14 protein-coding genes and 2 pseudogenes are annotated in these 18,458 nt (G+C 47.9%); 6 read left to right on the top strand and 10 right to left on the bottom strand.

Annotated features, from left to right (window positions below):
• Nucleotides 1-308: 308 nt before the first annotated feature.
• The 3 genes from bglX (at nt 309) to ACWXW9_RS25330 (ending at nt 7,021) form a co-directional block, all read left to right on the top strand.
• On the top strand, nt 309-2,483 hold the full coding sequence (gene bglX / locus ACWXW9_RS25320; RefSeq protein ID WP_494931702.1) for a beta-glucosidase BglX: 2,175 nt from the start codon (nt 309-311) through the stop codon (nt 2,481-2,483).
• Between the two features lie 13 nt (nt 2,484-2,496).
• Complete coding sequence (locus tag ACWXW9_RS25325) at nt 2,497-5,937, top strand: GH36-type glycosyl hydrolase domain-containing protein (RefSeq protein ID WP_494931703.1); 3,441 nt, start codon at nt 2,497-2,499, stop codon at nt 5,935-5,937.
• Between the two features lie 79 nt (nt 5,938-6,016).
• Complete coding sequence (locus tag ACWXW9_RS25330; protein WP_494931704.1) at nt 6,017-7,021, top strand: LacI family DNA-binding transcriptional regulator; 1,005 nt, start codon at nt 6,017-6,019, stop codon at nt 7,019-7,021.
• A 100-nt stretch (nt 7,022-7,121) separates the two neighbouring features.
• On the opposite strand, the gene ACWXW9_RS25335 is transcribed toward ACWXW9_RS25330, so the two are convergent.
• From ACWXW9_RS25335 to ACWXW9_RS25360, 6 genes are all read right to left on the bottom strand, one after another.
• Nucleotides 7,122-7,799 carry a hypothetical protein gene (locus ACWXW9_RS25335; protein ID WP_494931705.1) on the bottom strand — a complete coding sequence of 226 codons (678 nt, stop codon included), beginning with the start codon at nt 7,797-7,799 and terminating at the stop codon, nt 7,122-7,124.
• A 95-nt stretch (nt 7,800-7,894) separates the two neighbouring features.
• On the bottom strand, nt 7,895-9,118 hold the full coding sequence (locus ACWXW9_RS25340; RefSeq protein ID WP_494931673.1) for a stalk domain-containing protein: 1,224 nt from the start codon (nt 9,116-9,118) through the stop codon (nt 7,895-7,897).
• 352 nt (nt 9,119-9,470) lie between these two features.
• Nucleotides 9,471-9,956: a CcdC protein domain-containing protein gene (locus tag ACWXW9_RS25345; protein ID WP_494931674.1), complete on the bottom strand. Its 486-nt coding sequence runs from the start codon at nt 9,954-9,956 to the stop codon at nt 9,471-9,473.
• A 41-nt stretch (nt 9,957-9,997) separates the two neighbouring features.
• Nucleotides 9,998-10,765, bottom strand: a complete 768-nt coding sequence (locus ACWXW9_RS25350) for an ABC-2 transporter permease (protein ID WP_494931675.1) — start codon at nt 10,763-10,765, stop codon at nt 9,998-10,000.
• Entirely contained in the window at nt 10,762-11,475 is a 714-nt protein-coding gene (locus ACWXW9_RS25355) for an ABC transporter ATP-binding protein (RefSeq protein WP_494931676.1), read from the bottom strand. The genes ACWXW9_RS25350 and ACWXW9_RS25355 overlap by 4 nt, the downstream gene beginning before the upstream one ends.
• Nucleotides 11,472-11,885 (bottom strand): GntR family transcriptional regulator, encoded by a 414-nt coding sequence (locus ACWXW9_RS25360; protein WP_494931677.1) that lies wholly within the window; start codon nt 11,883-11,885, stop codon nt 11,472-11,474. The genes ACWXW9_RS25355 and ACWXW9_RS25360 overlap by 4 nt, the downstream gene beginning before the upstream one ends.
• Before the next feature lie 214 nt (nt 11,886-12,099).
• On the opposite strand from ACWXW9_RS25360, the pseudogene ACWXW9_RS25365 reads away from it, so the two are divergent.
• A pseudogene (locus ACWXW9_RS25365) lies at nt 12,100-12,663 on the top strand (hypothetical protein); the annotation flags it as partial.
• A 339-nt stretch (nt 12,664-13,002) separates the two neighbouring features.
• Nucleotides 13,003-13,197, top strand: a pseudogene (locus ACWXW9_RS25370) (GNAT family N-acetyltransferase); the annotation flags it as partial.
• A 75-nt stretch (nt 13,198-13,272) separates the two neighbouring features.
• On the opposite strand, the gene ACWXW9_RS25375 reads toward ACWXW9_RS25370, so the two are convergent.
• Nucleotides 13,273-13,599: a hypothetical protein gene (locus tag ACWXW9_RS25375; protein ID WP_494931678.1), complete on the bottom strand. Its 327-nt coding sequence runs from the start codon at nt 13,597-13,599 to the stop codon at nt 13,273-13,275.
• A gap of 187 nt (nt 13,600-13,786) precedes the next feature.
• On the opposite strand from ACWXW9_RS25375, the gene ACWXW9_RS25380 reads away from it, so the two are divergent.
• Nucleotides 13,787-14,590 carry an alpha/beta fold hydrolase gene (locus tag ACWXW9_RS25380; RefSeq protein ID WP_494931679.1) on the top strand — a complete coding sequence of 268 codons (804 nt, stop codon included), beginning with the start codon at nt 13,787-13,789 and terminating at the stop codon, nt 14,588-14,590.
• A gap of 148 nt (nt 14,591-14,738) precedes the next feature.
• On the opposite strand, the gene ACWXW9_RS25385 is transcribed toward ACWXW9_RS25380, so the two are convergent.
• From ACWXW9_RS25385 to abnB, 3 genes are all read right to left on the bottom strand, one after another.
• Nucleotides 14,739-14,954, bottom strand: coding sequence for a cold-shock protein (locus ACWXW9_RS25385; RefSeq protein ID WP_013308357.1), 216 nt, complete (start codon nt 14,952-14,954; stop codon nt 14,739-14,741).
• Between the two features lie 131 nt (nt 14,955-15,085).
• On the bottom strand, nt 15,086-15,286 hold the full coding sequence (cspD, locus tag ACWXW9_RS25390; RefSeq protein ID WP_013308356.1) for a cold-shock protein CspD: 201 nt from the start codon (nt 15,284-15,286) through the stop codon (nt 15,086-15,088).
• Nucleotides 15,287-15,686: 400 nt separating this feature from the next.
• Nucleotides 15,687-18,122 carry an arabinan endo-1,5-alpha-L-arabinosidase AbnB gene (abnB, locus tag ACWXW9_RS25395; RefSeq protein WP_494931680.1) on the bottom strand — a complete coding sequence of 812 codons (2,436 nt, stop codon included), beginning with the start codon at nt 18,120-18,122 and terminating at the stop codon, nt 15,687-15,689.
• Nucleotides 18,123-18,458: the final 336 nt, after the last annotated feature.

Consider the following 18,458-nt stretch of genomic DNA (forward strand, 5'->3'; position numbering starts at 1 on the left):
GAAACCGTATTCAATAGGGATATTATTTTTTATTTGTCCAGAATTATACCCCATTTTCTTTCATTTCATCTATATAGCGTTGTTTTCTTGGTAAAACGACCCCCTTTTTCGATTTGACTCTCTATTTGAAAGCGTATATAATCCAACTGAGTTCAACAATAGAAACGTTTCGATTAATAATACGACAGGATATTAAGCTTCTATGTAAAGTATTAGCCTGTTCGTCGCCTCTTTGAATCATTCTTAACACAAAATCTCATGGATCTGAAAAAGAAAGCTGCCACCAGAGTAGCTTACGGAGGATTATGATGGAACAACAACTGAATTACTACCTGCAAAATATGACGCTTGAAGAAAAAGTCGATCAATTGCTCCAACTTGTGGGAGCCTTTTTTGAAGATGCGGAAACAGACGGCCAAATTACAGGACCGATGGCATCTCTAGGGATCACAGAAGAAACGGTCCGTAACGTCGGATCGGTGCTAGGCATCGCAGGAGCCGAGGAAGCTATTCGTGTTCAGCAGGCACATTTGGGTAAAAACCGTTTGGGCATTCCGCTTCTCATTATGGCAGACATTGTACACGGCTTCAAAACGATTTTTCCCATACCGCTGGCTATTGGCTGTTCATGGAATGTGCAGCTCGCAGAAGAGAGCGCTACCATTGCTGCCAGAGAAGCTTCTGTGTCCGGTGTTCATGTTACCTTTGCCCCGATGGTGGACCTGGTGCGTGACCCACGTTGGGGCCGTGTAATGGAATCTACAGGGGAAGACCCTTATCTCAATAGTGTATTTGCCCGTGCTTTCGTACGCGGCTTTCAAGGCAAAGACCTGACGAACGATACGGACCGGGTGGCGGCGTGCGTGAAGCATTTTGCCGCATATGGCGCAGGCGAAGGCGGACGGGATTACAATACCGTCGATCTGTCTGCATGGCAGTTGCGCGAGTATTATCTCCCTTCCTACAAAGCTGCATTAGATGAAGGCTGCGAGATGGTGATGACTTCCTTCAACACCGTAGAGGGTGTAGCTGCGACGGGCAACAAACGCCTGATGCGCGATTTGCTTCGCGACGAGTGGGGCTTTGACGGTGTGCTCATCTCGGATTGGGCCGCCATCAAGGAGCTTATTCCCCACGGCATTGCCGAGGATGAGCGCGAGGCAGCACAGAAAGCATTGCTGGCAGGCGTAGATATTGAAATGATGACCTCCTGCTATAACGGGCATCTGCCTGAACTGATTCGTAGCGGACAGTTAGATGAAGCGCTCGTTGATGAAGCGGTCATACGCGTATTGAAGCTTAAGCAAAAGCTGGGCTTGTTCGACAATCCGCTACGTGGCGCAGACCCTGAGCGAGAACGTGAAGTCGTGTTCTGCGAAGCTCACCGGGCAGTTGCCAAGGAATTGGCGATCAAATCATGCGTGCTGCTCAAAAACGATTCCGTTCTTCCATTGAATCGCAGTCAGCATATCGCGCTGATCGGGCCTTTTGCAGAGAGCGGTGATATTCTTGGCTCCTGGTCGTGGAGCGGTTCGCAAGAAGAAGCCGTTCAAGTCATTGATGGGTTCAAATCGAAAATATCCTCCTCGCTGCTCTCGGTAGCGACTGGATGCTCTATAGATGAAATATCCGAAGAACAATATGCAAAAGCGCTGCAAGCTGCCAGCCAGGCAGAGGTCATCGTACTGGCGCTCGGCGAGCGTTCGGATATGAGTGGTGAAGCGGGCAGCCGCTCGGATATTCGCCTGCCACAAGCCCAACTGGAGCTGGTAAAACGCCTGAAGACGCTGAACAAGCCTATGGTAGCCGTGCTGTTCAACGGTCGTCCACTGGATTTGCACGGTGTCATTGAAGAGGCCGACGCCATACTGGAAGCCTGGTTCCCCGGCGGTGAAGGCGGCGCGGCGATTGCCGATCTGCTGTACGGCGATGCCGAACCAACGGGCCGTCTGACGATGTCCTTCCCGCAATCGGTGGGGCAGGTGCCTGTGTACTACAATCATTTTAATACAGGTCGTCCGCAGCTGGACCCGAATACAAAAGAACGCTACGTCTCCCAATACTTAGACGTACCGAATGAACCTTTATTCCCGTTTGGCTATGGCTTAAGCTATACGAAGGTTGCCTATGAAAGTGTACAGCTTTCCAGCGACACCCTCAATCCCGGTCAAGCACTGGCCGTGAAGGTACGGGTAACGAACACAGGAACACGTCCTGTCGAGGAAACGGTTCAATTCTATATCCGTGATATCAGCGGAGATACGGTTCGCCCGATGAAAGAGCTGAAAGATTTCCGCAAGGTTCTTCTTGCCCCGGGCGAAAGCCGGGAAGTGGAATTTGCATTGATCGAGTCTCAACTGCGCTATCACCATGCAGACCTGAGCTTTGATAGTGACAGCGGTGAATTCGCCGTCTTTACAGGACCTAACAGCCGAGATACTACCGAAGGACGTTTTCGTTTAGTGAAAGAAACAGGAAAGTGAGGCGTAACCTTTGATGAATACAAGTCTGGATCAAAATATTTTGCTGCGGGCAGGAGACCTGTCCTTCACCTTCTTGAGCAGCGGTGATGTATACAAAATTGCCCACGGCTCAACCATGATCAATCAACTGCTGACCAATTCCGTCGACGGTTCACTGAACAACCTGTACTTGCGACTGTATCGTCCGTCCGGCGTCAGCATCACTCCCCTGCTTGGAGTCCGTTCACCCGGAGTTGTACAACAAACGGATCAACAGATTATTTGGGAAGGCATTACGTCAGGTGTCGGCTATCAGGTGACATTCACGCTAAGCCGTCTCGGGGTATGGTTTTGGGATGTAACTTTACAGGGCGATGACGTGGAAGCTGATATCGTGTACGGTCAGGATATCGGCATTGCGGATACAGCGGCTGTACGCAGTAATGAAGCTTATCTGTCTCAATATATCGACCATACCGTCTACCATGACGAACAAAGAGGCTATACGGTTTGTTCCCGTCAAAACCAGCCGCAAAGTCAGGCATTCCCTTACATCCAGCAAGGCTCGCTGACCCGCACCGTTGGTTATTCGACGGACGGATTTCAATTCTTTGGGCTTTCGTACAAAGAAACGAACGAGCCGGAAGCACTGCGCCGTGATTCGCTCGCCAATGAAGTATACCAGTACGAATTCGCCTATACGGCGCTGCAATCCGAGCGGGTAAAGCTCGCCGGGGAAGCCCGCTTTACCTTTTACGGCCTGTTCCAACCCAATCATCCGACTGCCGTTACAAAGCTGGAGTACCAGGAACTGGTGACGAAAGCACGCGAAGAAGTATCGACTATTCTGGAGACTGGTGCCGACACCGCCATCCCGGTGCACGCCACAAGCCATCTCCAGGCTGGGCGTGTAGCTCCAGCCCAGAACATCGGGGAGCCGCTGCGCACACTGGATATGACCGCAGCCGAGCTGGATCAGCTCTTCCCGAAACGACAGGAAGAAGAACATGACGGCGACACGTTGCTTTCCTTTTTCACGGACAGCTATGAACATGTCGTACTCAAATCCAAAGAGCTTCGTGTAGAGCGTCCCCACGGACATATTTTAATGGGCGGGCATTACGCTGGAGGTAAGGAAGAAACCATTACGACCACCTCCTATATGTACGGGGTGTTCAACTCCCAGCTTGTAATTGGCAACACGAATTTCAATAAAATGATCACAAACGCGCGTAATGCGCTCAATATTCCAAAAACATCCGGCCAGCGTATCTTTGTCGGAATCGATGGGAAATACCGTCTGCTCACGATGCCTTCCCTGTTCGAGATCGGCTTCAACTATGTGCGCTGGTATTACAAAACCGCTGACGATACGCTCATCATTACGAACCATACTAACGCCGATACGCCGGAAGTACAGCTTCACGTGCGCTCGGCAAGCGGCAAAGCCTATCCGTTCCTCGTGACTCAGCAAATGTCCATGCATGTGAACGAATATGAGCTTCCGTTCCATATGGAACGGGATGGCGAGGCCCTGCTCTTCCGCGCAGACCCATCCTCCCTGAGCGCCGAAGCCTATCCGGACCTGTTGTACCGGATGCAGGTACAAGGCGCTCCGTTACAGCAAGTGAGCGACGCTCACGCACTGCTACAGGGTCCAGCCTCCCCTAATGCATCTCTGGTCGTGCTGGAGCTGGGCGACAGCAGCGAATGGACCTGCACCGTGCAAGGCTGGCTGCATGGACATTCGGCCAGGAAGGGCCAAGCACACGCGGAACGCAATGCCTCTTTTGAGGCTGGGCGCGAGCGCTATCGGCAATATTTTGCCGGACTGATGAACGGCTTCCATCTGACGCATAGCGGACATGAAACCAGCGAGCTGTTCCGTGTGAATGCGGTGGCCTGGTGGTATACCCACAATATGCTTGTCCACTATTCTGTGCCTCATGGTCTGGAGCAATACGGTGGTGCAGCTTGGGGAACACGCGATGTATGTCAGGGCCCGGTGGAATATTTTTCATCCGTACAAAAGTTTGACGAAGTCCGTTCCATTCTGCTGACCGTGTTCAGCCATCAGTACGAGGATAGCGGAAACTGGCCGCAATGGTTTATGTTCGACAACTATACTCGCGTTCAACAAGAAGAGAGCCACGGTGATATTATCGTCTGGCCGCTCAAGGTACTGGGAGATTATTTGACCGCTACCCGGGATTACAGTATTCTGGAAGAAAATGTACCCTACACCAACCGACATACTTTTGATTATACAAAACAGACCGCGACCCTCATGGAACACGCGATGAAGGAAATCGAATATATTCGAGCGAATTTCCTTCATGATACACATTTGTCCGCCTACGGCGACGGCGATTGGGATGACACGCTCCAGCCAGCCAACGCTCAACTGAAGCAATACATGGCGAGCAGTTGGACCGTTGCACTCACCTATCAGGTGGTTCGCAACTTTGCTACTGCACTGGAGCAAGCCCCGGCAGGCGTCATAAGCGAAGCCGCCGAGATCGCACAGGAGCTGCACCAGATGGCCGAAGGCATCCGCAAGGACTTCAACCGCTACATGCTGGAGAGCGGTATTATCCCGGGCTTCGTGTATATGGAAGAGCCTGGTCAGCCCAAGCTGATGCTCCATCCGTCCGATACGGAGACGGGGATTCACTACCGCTTGCTGCCGATGACACGCAGCATGATCAGCCAGTTGCTCACGCCGGAACAAGCATTGGCTCATGAGCAGCTCATCCGCGAGCAATTCCTGTGCCCGGATGGCGTGCGTCTGATGAACCGCCCTGCACAGTACGATGGTGGCGTGAGTTCGCACTTCAAGCGCGCAGAGCAAGCGGCCAACTTCGGACGCGAGGTCGGGCTGCAATATGTGCATGCCCATATCCGCTTCGCGGAAGCAATGGCCAAGCTCGGTCGCAAAGATGACGCCTGGCGCAGCCTTAAGCTCATCAACCCAGTCGGCATTCGAGCGTCCGTACCAAACGCCGAATGGCGTCAGAGCAACGCGTATTTCAGCAGCTCGGACGGCAAATTTAATACCCGCTACGAAGCACAAGAGCGGTTTGGTGAACTGCGTGAAGGAGCCGTTCCTGTCAAAGGCGGGTGGAGAATCTATTCCAGCGGTCCAGGGATTTATATGAATCAGCTCATTTCAAATGTCCTTGGTATCCGTCAGTCGGGCGAAGACCTAATCCTGGACCCTGTACTTCCGGATGATCTTGACGGACTGGAATTTGAATTTTCCTTTGCCGGGAAACCCGTTACCTTCATCTATCGAATGTCACAAGAGCATAGCAGCAGTGAGCAAGGCCGCGCGGTATTGAACGGAACACCGCTGGAGAGCGAGCCAGCCGATGACAATCGCTACCGTTCGGGTGCCCTGCGCATCAAGCGCAAGAATTTCGAGCAGACGCTAGCGGAACATGACGGTGTACACCGTCTGGAGATTATTTTATAAATCAGGCATAGGCAACAAAGCGATGGCGATCTTGCGGGATCGCCCTTTGCTGCTTGCCCGTCAAGAAGGAGGGAACGATGTGGTCAGCATTAAAGATATCGCCAAACAGGCGGGCGTTTCCATATCTACCGTTTCATACGCTTTGAACGGCAGTGATAAGGTAACGGAAGAGACCTGCGCACGTATTTTAGCCATTGCCAAAGAGCTTAACTATGTGCCGAATGCCGCCGCACGTAATCTTAAAAAAAGGGAAACCAAAATTATTGGCGTCTTCCTGACCGATTTTCGTGGAGACGTTTATGGAGATTTGCTGTATGGCATCAAGGAGATTTTGAACCGAAAAGACTATGACCTTATCGTATGCAGCGGCAAGCAATCTCACCGAATGCTGCCGGAGCGCATGATCGATGGAGCCATCATACTGGATCAGACGTTCGATAGTCAGGAACTGCTAAACTACGCCGAGCGTGGGCATAAAATTGTCGTACTTGACCGCGAGTTAAATCATCCTAACATTAACCAGGTACTGCTGGATAACAAAGCTGGTGCCGCTCTCGCGGTGGAGCATCTGCTGGAAATGGGACATCGCAAGCTGTATGTTGTCACCGGACCAGACGGCTCTTATGATTCATGGCAGCGTATGCAGGCGGTCAAGCAGACAATTGAGCGCAGCGGCACCGCTGAAATGATCGAGATTGACGGCGATTTTGAGAAATCAGGCGGCGAACAGGCGGCCGAGATCATTTTGCAGCAACATGTTAGCCCAGATTCGGCACCCGTCGCGGTATTCTGTCTCAATGATGAGATGGCAGTAGGCTTTTACAATCGAATGGCTCAGTCGGAGCTTACCATCGGCAAGGACATTCATATCGTCGGCTTTGATAATATCGAGCTGGCACAATATATTCAGCCCCGTCTGACAACCATTGATTACTCCAAACGTAAATGGGGCGCAGTAGCTGCCGGACAAGTTCTTAAAATCATTGCCGGGGAAGACGTGGAGCATGAACGGCTGTACGTTACACTCGTCCAAAGGGAATCCGCAGGCGTAGCATTCAGCAATCCACATCAACAGAATGCCTGATGAACGCCGCATAAGCCCCCAATTACACGCTATCCTGCAAAAAAAGAACTTCCACTGCCCCCGAACACGGGTTGGAAGTTCTTTTAGTCATGTTTATTTTTCAACCTAACCAATTCTCAAGCAAATTCATCAACGACCGTAAGGGATTGCCAATCGCCTGCCCCGTCTCCAGTTCCACCTGCAATGCAGCATCAACCATAGATAACTGCGCCACAGCCAGCGTTCTGTCTGGATCAGCCTCTCTCAGTTCATGCAATGCACGGACCAGCACTTCCATATATTCGCCTTTGCGACCTTGCATAATCAGTTCAAAAGCGTGCTCCACCACCTTGACCTCTATCAATGAAGAGATATCTGGCTTGCCCAACAGGGCCGCTATATGATAAAGACGCTTCATCGTTCCCTCTACAGTAGCCGGATTCGTAAATACCAAGGTCCGTGGCAACAGATCATCGCATATTTCATGGAAAAAGGACTCATCCAACACTATCACGGGTGTAGGCATTGTCAATTGAACCTCTTCCGCGAAGACTATATAATTCGTGCACGTAATCAAAATTACATCTACGCCACTTTGAGCCATCCATTCCAGTTGCTCTTCTACCTTCCGACTGGCATCCGCCGCCGAGAAGTCTGGATCAGATGAAACTCTGTACATGAGTGCAGGGTCCACAAAATGCTCCAGTTCCACCTCATAAAGGGCAAAAGCCCGTTCCACATAGGCAATGTTCGAGTGATGCGCATGCAGACAGCCTACCCTCTGTTTAAAATTCCCCATCATCCCATCCCCACTCATCATGTTTCCATCATTTTAGCAGGGATAGGGTAGTTGAGGAATCACCTTAAGTATCAGTCATGCCGTGAATGTCGTTTTTAAAACTTGCCGTTCGTATTTTTCCACTCTGCTTGAGGCGGAACGTTCTGGAGTACATCCCAATGCTCTGCCACTTTGCCGTTCTCTACACGCCACATATCATAGACAGCAGTCGTGTTCCTCTCAGGCGATTTGGTTTCGCTCACAGCCAGTACGAAGTTCCCTTCTCCAATGACCATATGCACCTTATCGTATCCAGAGGAATTTCCCTGGTTTCCATTTGCTGCGGGGAATAGTTGCTTCAGAACGGAAACACCGTCGCCAAAAAAGGAATTATGCTGAATGTAATGATCACCGTTAAAGTAGCTTTCCAGTGCGGCGCGGTTCTTGCCCATCAGGATATCATCCACAAACTTGCGGATCAACTCTTTGTTCTTCTCGGTTTGGTTGCGATCTGTGATTTGTGTTGCTCCGTCAATCATCGTACGTCCGCTTGGATTGGCTGGGGCCGAGTCTTGAATGTTGTCCCAATGCTCAACGATTTTACCATTGCTATCGAAGCGGAAAATATCAAAGACAATGCTTGATTTCCCTGCAATGGACTCTTTATAATGAACTGCTACAAAGTTGCCATCCTGAATGACTCGGTGGATTTCAACCTGTACATTGGCTCCCTTCAATTGGCTAATCCCTTGCAGCAAAGCGTCTCTCCCGCTGGCAAAGCTCAGATTGTGCTGAATGTACTGATCTTTGCTGATCCAAGTCTCAGCCGCTTTTGTATCTCCGGTTTCAAAGCTTTTCAGGATTTCAACAACCTTATCCTTATTGCTCACCCCGATTTGCACCGTTTGGCTGGTCGGGTCCCAAGTCACTTGCTTGCCCCACGCTTCTTTGACAACATCGACCGGAACATAGGTTACCCCTTGTTTCGTCAAGATGGTCGAGGTGGACAGCGGTACCTTAATCCCATTGATTTGCGCTTCCGGACTGCCCGACACCAGTACAACCGTCGCCTGATCATAACGAATGGTCGTGCTTTGACGCGCCGTATTGAACGTAATATGCTTGGAATCCAGCGGAATCCCTAAACTGGAGGCCAATTGTCTCAAAGGAATTAAGACCTGCTTATTTCTCACGATAGGAGCGATCTTGTAAGCTTCTTTCTTGCCATCTACCCAAACCTGGATACCTGTAGCAGGTTTTACCTCGGCAGCTAAAGCAGGCACAGCAGAAGACAGGACGAGCAAGCCAGCGAGTGCAGCGGTAACCGTATGTTTTTTCATGAATGTAAACCCCTCTCATCTTGTAAAATAATATAAAAAACGATTTCCTTATATGTAACTATTTCAGTTACAACTTATCACGAAAAAAAAGAATTTACAATCCTACCCTATCCTTTAAACCCCGATGGATTCTTTTGAAACCTCAATGTCCCTCCTTTCAAATTTTTTTATATTTGCAGCCGGTGAAACAGCAAGCTACAACTTTAGAATAAAGGATACAGAGGTTAATAACAATGTATGTTTATGGGCCAACAGATGAATTTATGATGAAGCCATAAAGAAGCCGGTTCTATCACCAAGCGAATGAACGCTTTTGAACAGAAAACCCGCTTCTTTACACGACATATACCCTTTAAACCGATAACGTTCTCCGAAACTTAATGAAGCTCCCAATTCGCCAGATGGAGATATAGACGAGCGCCATCGTAATCGCCAATACACTAATCTCGGACGTACCTAAGCTGCTGAGATACTGGGTCAAAATAATGCGAATCAAGATAATGGCAATAATAATGTATTTAAAATATTTGTTCGGCTTGGGATAAATGTGTCCGTCGTCCCGTCTCTCATATGCCGTATGCAGCAGAATGACGTAACCAAACACCGCACCTAACAGCCCAGCAGCAAATAGCTCCCAAAAGGCGGGAAACGCATGCGTTTGACCGGGAATATGCATCAATTGGTACACAGACATCATCATGAGTGGGAATGCGATAAATAAGGGTAGCAAAAGACGGACTCCGTTTCCTTTTACCGGTCCCCCTCGTCTTTTGGTTCTCAACCAGATCATCAGCCCCACCAAAACAGCCAACAATGCATAGATGAATATCGTCGTCATGGTGAAATTCCTTTCCTATATATATATCTTTTGAGACGATGCTAAATCGACAGTTTTTTCTCCAGCAAATAAGCGTTCAGCCGGATTATTGCATACGCAGCAACCCAACTGATCAACACCGCAACCGGGAAATGCCAAGTAAAAGGAAACCATTGTCCTGTCTGAATATGGTCAAACTGCTCATAAAGCCCCTGATCGCCTGACCAATAAAAGACACTCCCGCCACCCATCAACACAATCCAGAGAATCGGGCTAATCGGTCTCCATGTGCTGAATTTTGTACTAACTGTAAGCAGACCAAGCGCAATAACGCATGGGGTGAACGCGATAATCATCACAAACCAGTTCAATCCGGCTATGATAAAGGACACTGCATCCGCAAACGTGTAAGGCTGTATGGTCGATGAGATGAACAGCGCGTACAGAGAACCTACCACAAACAGGAACAATGTCACTACCATGGCTTGTAAAATAGCAGCAATCCATTTGGCGCTAATCAGCCACATTCGCGGATAGGGCAGGGTCAGCCACCATCCGTAGGTGTCATTCTCCCATTCTCTTCTCAGACTTCCCACGCCCATGAAAATGATCATGTACGGCAAGCCCAGGGTGACATACCACAGCCTTGTCAATTCGAGTTGGTTGTGAAGCGCGAAATACAAGGAAATAACGAACGACATAATTAGAAATAGTGAGAAATATACAAGTCTCCACGATCTGGGCAGTCGATTGCGGCTCTGCTTTCTCCAGCTTCCTTTATTTCGAAATTCATGCCGTATCAAATCTTTGAACAGCCCTGATGAATTCACGCCTTCCACTCCTTTTTGTACAAATTGCGGAACACCTGATTCAGTGATCCATGCTCTCCACGTAGATCATCCGAATCACCGGACCATATCACCCGCCCGCGGTCCATCATCACCGTGTAATCAAATAAGCCTTCCACTTCCTGAATATCATGCGTACTCATAAGTATGGATTGCTGCCGATCCTCCAAATAATCAATAATACCAGCCACGATTGCTTCTCTGGAAAGGACATCAATGCCGGCAAACGGTTCATCCAGAATCATAAGCGGAACCTCACGCGCCAGACACAGAATCAGCAGCACACGTGCCTCCTGCCCGCGGCTCAACCCGGCCATTTTCAACTCCAGCTCCACGTCCATATGATCAGCCAGCTTATGCGCATCCTTCATATTAAAGCCGGGCAAAAAGGACTGTCCCCACTCCATTGTCTGCTGCACCGTATGATTAGGGTACCAGCGAGCCCGGTCAGGCAGGTAGGATATGCCACGGTTGGTTTCCCAGCCGGGCTTTTGCCCCAGCACCTCAAGACTGCCTCCGTCCGGCTGAATCAATCCGGTGATCGCCCGAAAAAAGCTGGACTTACCGCAGCCATTCGGCCCAAGCACCCCTACAATGCGGCCCGCAGGAATGACGACATCTAATTGATCCAGCGCCTTTTTACTGCCATATTGCTTCGTGATACGGTTCGCAACCACAATAGATTCCGTCATGCCCCTTCGCCTCCTTCCTCATCATTCCCGTTCTGTTTGCTTGCTATATACCGCTGTACATCCTCCCATGACAGCCCCAGACTGCTCATCTGTCCCAGGAACTGGTCTATATACGTCAGGGCCAGTTGTTCCCGAAAGTTGTCTACCCGCTCACTGGACGACGTAACATAGGTTCCCAAGCCGCGCCGCTTCTCGGTCAGTCCGTCCCGCTCCAGCTCCTGATAAGCCCGCATCACTGTATTCGGATTCATACGCAATTCCTGTGCCAGATCACGAACGGACGGCATTTTGCTTCCCATTTCAATCTCCCCTTTGGCAATGGAGCTTCGTACCTGATTTAATATCTGTTCATATAATGGCTGGCTAAAATCAATTAAAAACCGAAGCGAGCCAACCTTTTGCTCTTCCATGGGTGTTTCCCCCTAATCCGCTGCATCTATCGTGCATGTAGTGTATTATATCACTTAATACACATAACACAAGTATATTTTTAGTTGAAATTTTAGTCATGCCGTTCAAAACCTATTCAGCAAATGCTCAGCTTGCGCTCAGACAGCATTCAAGTTCATATCTTATGATAAGTCTCGTACCAAACAAACCATAACCGAAAGGTGGAAAATGAAGATGAAGAAAACCAAGAAAGCGATTTTGGCAGGAACGATGGCATTGGCATTTTTAGGAGGTGGAGCACTGTACTCCACTGGCGCAGCCCATGCTGCTTCAACTACACCTGAGAAAGCTCCAATTGTAGACAAAACTCAGGCACCTAAAGGTAACCCTGGCGACGCTAACGGTCCTGCCATCGTAGGGGGAAATTTCGCTGAGAACAAGGCTCTTCTGAAAGTATTGAAATTGTCCTCCAGCGAGTTGAATACACAGTTAAAATCAGGCAAGACACTCGCAGCAATTGCTAAAGCACAAGGCGTAAGCGTAGATTCTGTTATTGATGTGCTTGTTTCGGATCTGAAAGCGAAGCTGGCCACTGAAAAACAAAACAGCAAAATTACAGCAACTGAATATGACCAACGTGTCTCCAACCTGAAAAAAATGGTTACGGATTTGGTAAACGGCGTTAAACCGTCCAAGCCACCAGTAGAAGCAGGTAAAACAGATGCAGCTAAAGCTCCTGCTAAAACAGATGCAGCCAAAGCTCCTGCTAAAGCAGATGCAGCTAAAACTTCTGCTAAAGCTGACGTAGCCAAAACTCCTGTTAAGGCTGAAGTAGCTAAAGCTCCTGTTAAAGCTGAAGCTAACAAGGCTCCAGTTTTCCAAAAATCTTTAGCTCAATAATTCACATTTACAGAACCATTTGTTAATCAAACATAGCCACCCCATGTTAAATAAATCTCCATCCGGCTTCCCTGTACGGATAGAGGAGTAGATAAGCCTGTCCCCTGCTGCTTTGCGGCAGAAGGGGACAGGCTTATTTTTCTTTTACCAAGATAATATGTGGTAGACTAGCTTGGTCAAGAGGTAACATTACTGGAATTTTATGTGAAGAGAATAAGCTATATTATTAGATCTGCCATGGATAAAGATGCGAAGCGTTTGTCTGAAATCCGGTTGCAGATTGATGGAGAAACTGAAAATTTAGACAGAGAACAAGGCGAGGGCTTTATAGATACACCCAGTTTTGAACGGCTCATTGAAACAGATACCCGGGATAGCCGAAATCTTTTTTTAATTGCTGTAGTTCATGATAAAATCGACGAATTTCCAAGATATGGGTAGATTTAAGGAGTGAAAAAAAAGACCCTGTATTATCAGGATCTTTTATCATTTCATGCCGTGTGTAACTTAGTAGCGATAATCATCATAGGAGTTGCGATCTTGATAACGCGGCTGTTGAGCTGCTGTAATCATCAAAAATATACCTGAAAGCAAATGCATCAGCCAACCCACGAACGGAATCCATCCGACAACAGAGGTCACGATCCCTAAGATAGATCCATAATAGGCCTCCTTGTTTACCACCGATAGCACTAATGTAACGATATGGAAAATCATCATAAAAAACAATACGGTATACGCAGAGTTTAAGACGACGAATCCACCCAAAATAGGAATAGCCAAAAATAGCTCTAAACCACCTGTAATCCATTTTAAAGTTTTTGATGGTGCCATGGTTCCACTCTCCCGTTGCTATTTCATCCCATCATTATATCTTATCGCTATGCGGGATGACATACATTTTTTAACAATCAATATGTTTAAATCGTGACTGCTGCTATCCCTTTTTTGAATGAGCTAAGCCCCGACTACATATATGTGAGAAAGAACGAATTTTTGTGACTCCAAAGGGGTGAACGCATTGGGATATTATATCGAGGTGGAACGAGGCGTCAATCTGTATGTGGAAGATACAGGAGCCGGCATCCCCGTTCTGATGGTGCATGGCTGGCCGCTGGATCATCGAATGTACGAATATCAGGTAGCTCTGCTGCCTTCCTACGGTTATCGCTGTATTCAGGTGGATCTTAGGGGATTCGGCAGGTCCGACCGACCATGGCAAGGCTACAACTATGATCGACTAGCAGACGATCTGTTGGCTGTCATTCAGGCGCTCCAGCTAAGACAGGTACGACTGATTGGTTTTTCCATGGGGGGAGCTATTGTCGTACGTTATATGAGCAGGCACCGGGGATTTGGCGTCGATCAGCTTATTCTGCTGGGAGCGGCTACGCCCCGTTTCACTCCATCCAGCGACTTTCCTCAAGGCACTCCGGTCACGGAAGTGGATAAGCTCATCAAGCAAGCCTATACAGATCGACCGCAACTGGTCACTTCATTTGGCGAACTATTGTTTGCCAACCCCGTCAGCCAGAGCTTTCGCGACTGGATACGTGATCAGGGCTTTGCAGCCTCTGTCCATAGCATGGCCTTCACTTTATATTCACTGCGTGATTCTGATTTACGCCCAGATCTTCCGCATATCCGTGTACCTACCTGGATTTTACACGGGAAGCTTGATCAGGTCTGCCCTTTCCCACTGGCTGTCGAAACCCAAAAAGGAATTGCTGGGTCAAGGCTTATTCCTTTTGAACGAAGCGGTCATGCTGTATTCTACGATGCGCTCCCCGAATTTAATTCCACCTTGCTGAGCATACTATCTTAACCTTCCCCCATGCCATAATCGGAGAACCAGGACATTCATATGTTCAAAAAAAATAGCACCTTGCGGTGCGTTCTCCAAAAAAAACAAAAAAGACGCCTCAGCGCCGTTAGCGGCTATGGGGCATCCTTCACTACAAACATATATCCCATTAGGATTGTTTGGTATGATTAAAGCTCGTATTATTCAAAACGGCCAGCTTTTTCTCGCCCTTCACCATGGCAGAACCGCAAATGGGGCATGTCGGCTCGACAGAAAAAGCGAAGTTATCCCGCATCCATCCGTTGCACGTATCGCTGGCGCAATTCCAGACAGTTGTAATTTCCTCAGGAATCTCATCCATTGGCTTTTTCCGTGAATTGTACATAAACATCCCTCTTTCTTCATGATTTATAAAGCGATAAGATGTAATCAGTTCAAAAACGGCCTTGTGAACAGATAAAAACAAATGCCCCAAACGCTATGTTCGGGGCATCTGAAGTAGGCTGTAATTTTAAATTACAGTTTTACAACGTTCTCAGCTTGTGGTCCACGGTTTCCTTCAACTACGTTGAATTCTACGCGTTGGCCTTCGTCCAAAGATTTGAAGCCGTCGCCTTGGATTGCGGAGAAGTGTACGAATACGTCGCTTCCACCTTCAACCTCGATGAAACCGAAACCTTTTTCTGCGTTAAACCATTTTACTGTACCTGTTTGCATGGAATTACCTCCAAAATGTATTTATATGACCTTTATTTTTTACAAATAAAAATTCACATATTGCACAAGGTTATTTCAACCTAAAACAATAACCCTCTACAATATGCGAATCTCAGGTCACAATTTCAATATACTCATATTACCATAAGTGTATTGAAAACGCAAGCACTGGTGAATTTAAATTATGCAGAGTGCTTTTGTCCTCTATTTATGTGTCCAAGCTGTATTCATCAGGCGAAAGTCAATCATCAACGCCTACTTAAAACAGTATATCCGCAACTGCTTCTTATTATACCAGCAAATGAAAAATAAATATACAAAACATTATGCAGAAGACGAACTTTCTCTAAAATATGCCCGTCTTCTGCATCCACTCTGTTGCGTTACCTTTTAACTAGCATCAAAGACCTGCCAATGCCTTAATTTCATCTGTTGTCAGCGCTTTGTTATACAATTGTACCTCATCCAGACTGCCATTAAAGTTAGCATCGGCAGCAAAGCGGCTTTTACCGAGATAAGCCTCGCTTGTCAGCAGCTCTATCGGGTTAAAGGTAACGCTATCATTAACAGCTACCTCTTCACCGTTTACATACAGCTTCCCGGTGTTCCCCTCCAATGTAACCGCTACATGCGTCCATTGGTTCAATGGCAGCGGTGCTTTGGAAAGCAGGCTTTGATCCGTACCTTCATGGATCGTAAACTGTAGCACACCACTTCCTTGAGATGGAGTCAGGAACATATGTCGGCTCTGCCCATTTCCAAAGTCAAAAATCCGCTGCCAGGCTGCACCACCCTTCCAGTTTACCCACGCAGAAAAAGTAAAGTCCTCGGCATCCGTTACCATACCCGGTAGCTGCACGTAACCATCCTTGCCGTTCAAAACAAGAGCTCCGCCGGACTTCCCTTCCTTGTCCCATGTGGCTCCCCCAAATGCCTTGCCATCATAGTTGTTGTATGTGCTATCCACGACCGTTGTCCCTTGATCCTCACTCCATGAATAGTGCACGAGCTGCGGACCCTGAGCCTGCTCGGGAACCGTGGCTATAAAGCTTTTCTTCGCTGCTGCTTTGTCTTTTTTAATGGTCGCTGTCAATGTGACCGTTGCAGGCTGGGAACCCGCTTCTGGACGGTACACTTCACCTGTCACGGAAATGTTCTCAGGACGTGAAGACTCCCACGAAATGGTGGTATCTTGTGTAGCTTGAGTAGGCAGCGTCAGATTATAAAAAACGTTGCTCAAATCGCCCAGGCTCAGATCCTTCTGCACAGCAGCCACAATCTTGCTGGCCTTCAGTTCAGGCTTTAGTGTACCCCATACCGCAACACCCTTGGAGGATAGCGCAGTGAAAGCAAGCGTCTTGGTGCCCGTATCTGGATCAAGGTGCCGCAGGAAAACACCTTTGTACTTTGTACCATCCGCTATAATCTCCAGCTGATTACCTGTGCCAAGCTTCCATGTACCGTTCGCTCCGCCGGACAGTTTGCCGCCGCTATCCAAACTGACAGTCAGGGCTTGCTTAATATTGGCCGAAATTTCTTTTCCGTGATTTACATATGAGTATTGACCAAGGACATCCTTTTCCGACAACTTTTTAAGAGAATCCTCATCTCCCGAATAACGATAAGGAGCAACTACGGGCCAACCGTCAGCGTTCATGAACATTTCATGCACGCGTACCTCAAATTGCTCGCCCCGTCCCGGAAAACGGGAATGGAAGATCAGAAAATGCTTCTTGGTCTTGGGATCGTAATAAGCCGAGTTATGTCCGGGAGAAACATAGCCTGTACCCAGTCCTGATCCCGGATCACCGACTTCCCTTGGGATCAGGTAATTCCCTATCAGTTTGACACCGTATGGCTCAATGGAAGCGTCATCAAAAAGAGGTTTGTCAGGATTCGCCTTGACCTTGATCATGTCGTTGCCCTCAGCATCGTAAAAAGGACCATCCGGTGTTTTGGAGCGAGCCACACGAAGGTTGTATCCGCCATCTGCCGACAAGCCGCCATAAGACAGGAACAAGTAATAATAGTCTGTTTGCGGACTGTATTGTATGTACGGCCCTTCCATACGGGCATGGTTACCGCCTGTCAGCTTTTTCCCATATCCTTGTCCGGGCAGCGGCTTCCCTGTTTTCTCATCCATTTCCAGAATAAAGATGCCTCCTGAATAGGACCCGTACACCATCCACAGCTTGCCGTTCTTATCATAAAAAGTGTCCGGGTCCACGACATTCGGATGCTTGGTTGCGTCATAGATCGTCCCATCCTCACCCGGTTGGCCCCACATGCCGGATTTCAGGAAAATGCCTTTATTCTTATAAGGCCCTTCAATTTTATAGGCAACAGCTAGACCCATTGCTGAACGCGGGGAGTCCCCCTTGCAGGCGTTATAGTACATGTAAAACTTGCCATCGGCAAGCTGAATAACATCCGCTGCCCACAGCGTGTCTGTCTGGGCCCAATCCAGCGCCTCTTTTAATTCCTGTTTGACGTTGGGAATCAATACATTACCATTCGCTACTCCTGTGGCAATCGTATCCCAATTCATGAGGTCCTTGGACTTGGCAGCCGCCAAATGAGAGCCAAAAATATAAAATGTATCGTTCACTTTCAGAATGGATGGATCATGTACGGAAGTTTCTTTAAATGAAACGGTCTTATTGCTATGAATGGAAATGTTCCCCTGGCTTTGATCCTGAAGGGTAACCTGCCCCGCAGCTTGAATCCCATCTGTGTCCGAATTGAGCGTTTGTTCGGCTCCTGCAAAAGAGGCAGGCAACAGCAACGCACCCGCCAAAGAAGCTGCTGTTACTTTACGAAAAAATAATGGCTTCATAAACTAATCTCCTCTCGTTTTTGAACATACCTGATTGTTAAACATAAGACGATATAAAGTAAGGCGGTCAGGATTATGTTTTTATTATCTTCTTCACCCTCGAATTAAATGTTGCTCATCCCCCTATCTCGCATTAAAGCGCTTTCAATTCATTTGAAAAAATAAAAGTACCTTCTGTTAAGAAGGCGGATTCAAACCTGACGGTTAACCGTACCTTTATATTATTCAATGAATGTGGAAAATTCAATATGTAATTTTATATTTTTATAAATTATTCATTAAATCATTAACGTTAATAAATAAGTTGCGTATACACTCATTTTAAAACCATAATTT

The sequence above is a fragment of the Paenibacillus sp. LT-B23 genome (genome assembly GCF_059417685.1).

Bases quoted from the DNA above. Each gene is read 5' to 3' on its own strand.
- bglX (WP_494931702.1), top strand. From the start codon at position 309: ATGGAACAACAACTGAATTACTACCTGCAAAATATGACGCTTGAAGAA.
- ACWXW9_RS25325 (WP_494931703.1), top strand. From the start codon at position 2,497: ATGAATACAAGTCTGGATCAAAATATTTTGCTGCGGGCAGGAGACCTG.
- ACWXW9_RS25335 (WP_494931705.1), bottom strand. From the start codon at position 7,799: ATGGGGAATTTTAAACAGAGGGTAGGCTGTCTGCATGCGCATCACTCG.
- ACWXW9_RS25340 (WP_494931673.1), bottom strand. From the start codon at position 9,118: ATGAAAAAACATACGGTTACCGCTGCACTCGCTGGCTTGCTCGTCCTG.
- ACWXW9_RS25345 (WP_494931674.1), bottom strand. From the start codon at position 9,956: ATGACGACGATATTCATCTATGCATTGTTGGCTGTTTTGGTGGGGCTG.
- ACWXW9_RS25355 (WP_494931676.1), bottom strand. From the start codon at position 11,475: ATGACGGAATCTATTGTGGTTGCGAACCGTATCACGAAGCAATATGGC.
- ACWXW9_RS25360 (WP_494931677.1), bottom strand. From the start codon at position 11,885: ATGGAAGAGCAAAAGGTTGGCTCGCTTCGGTTTTTAATTGATTTTAGC.
- ACWXW9_RS25375 (WP_494931678.1), bottom strand. From the start codon at position 13,599: ATGGCACCATCAAAAACTTTAAAATGGATTACAGGTGGTTTAGAGCTA.
- ACWXW9_RS25385 (WP_013308357.1), bottom strand. From the start codon at position 14,954: ATGTACAATTCACGGAAAAAGCCAATGGATGAGATTCCTGAGGAAATT.
- cspD (WP_013308356.1), bottom strand. From the start codon at position 15,286: ATGCAAACAGGTACAGTAAAATGGTTTAACGCAGAAAAAGGTTTCGGT.
- abnB (WP_494931680.1), bottom strand. From the start codon at position 18,122: ATGAAGCCATTATTTTTTCGTAAAGTAACAGCAGCTTCTTTGGCGGGT.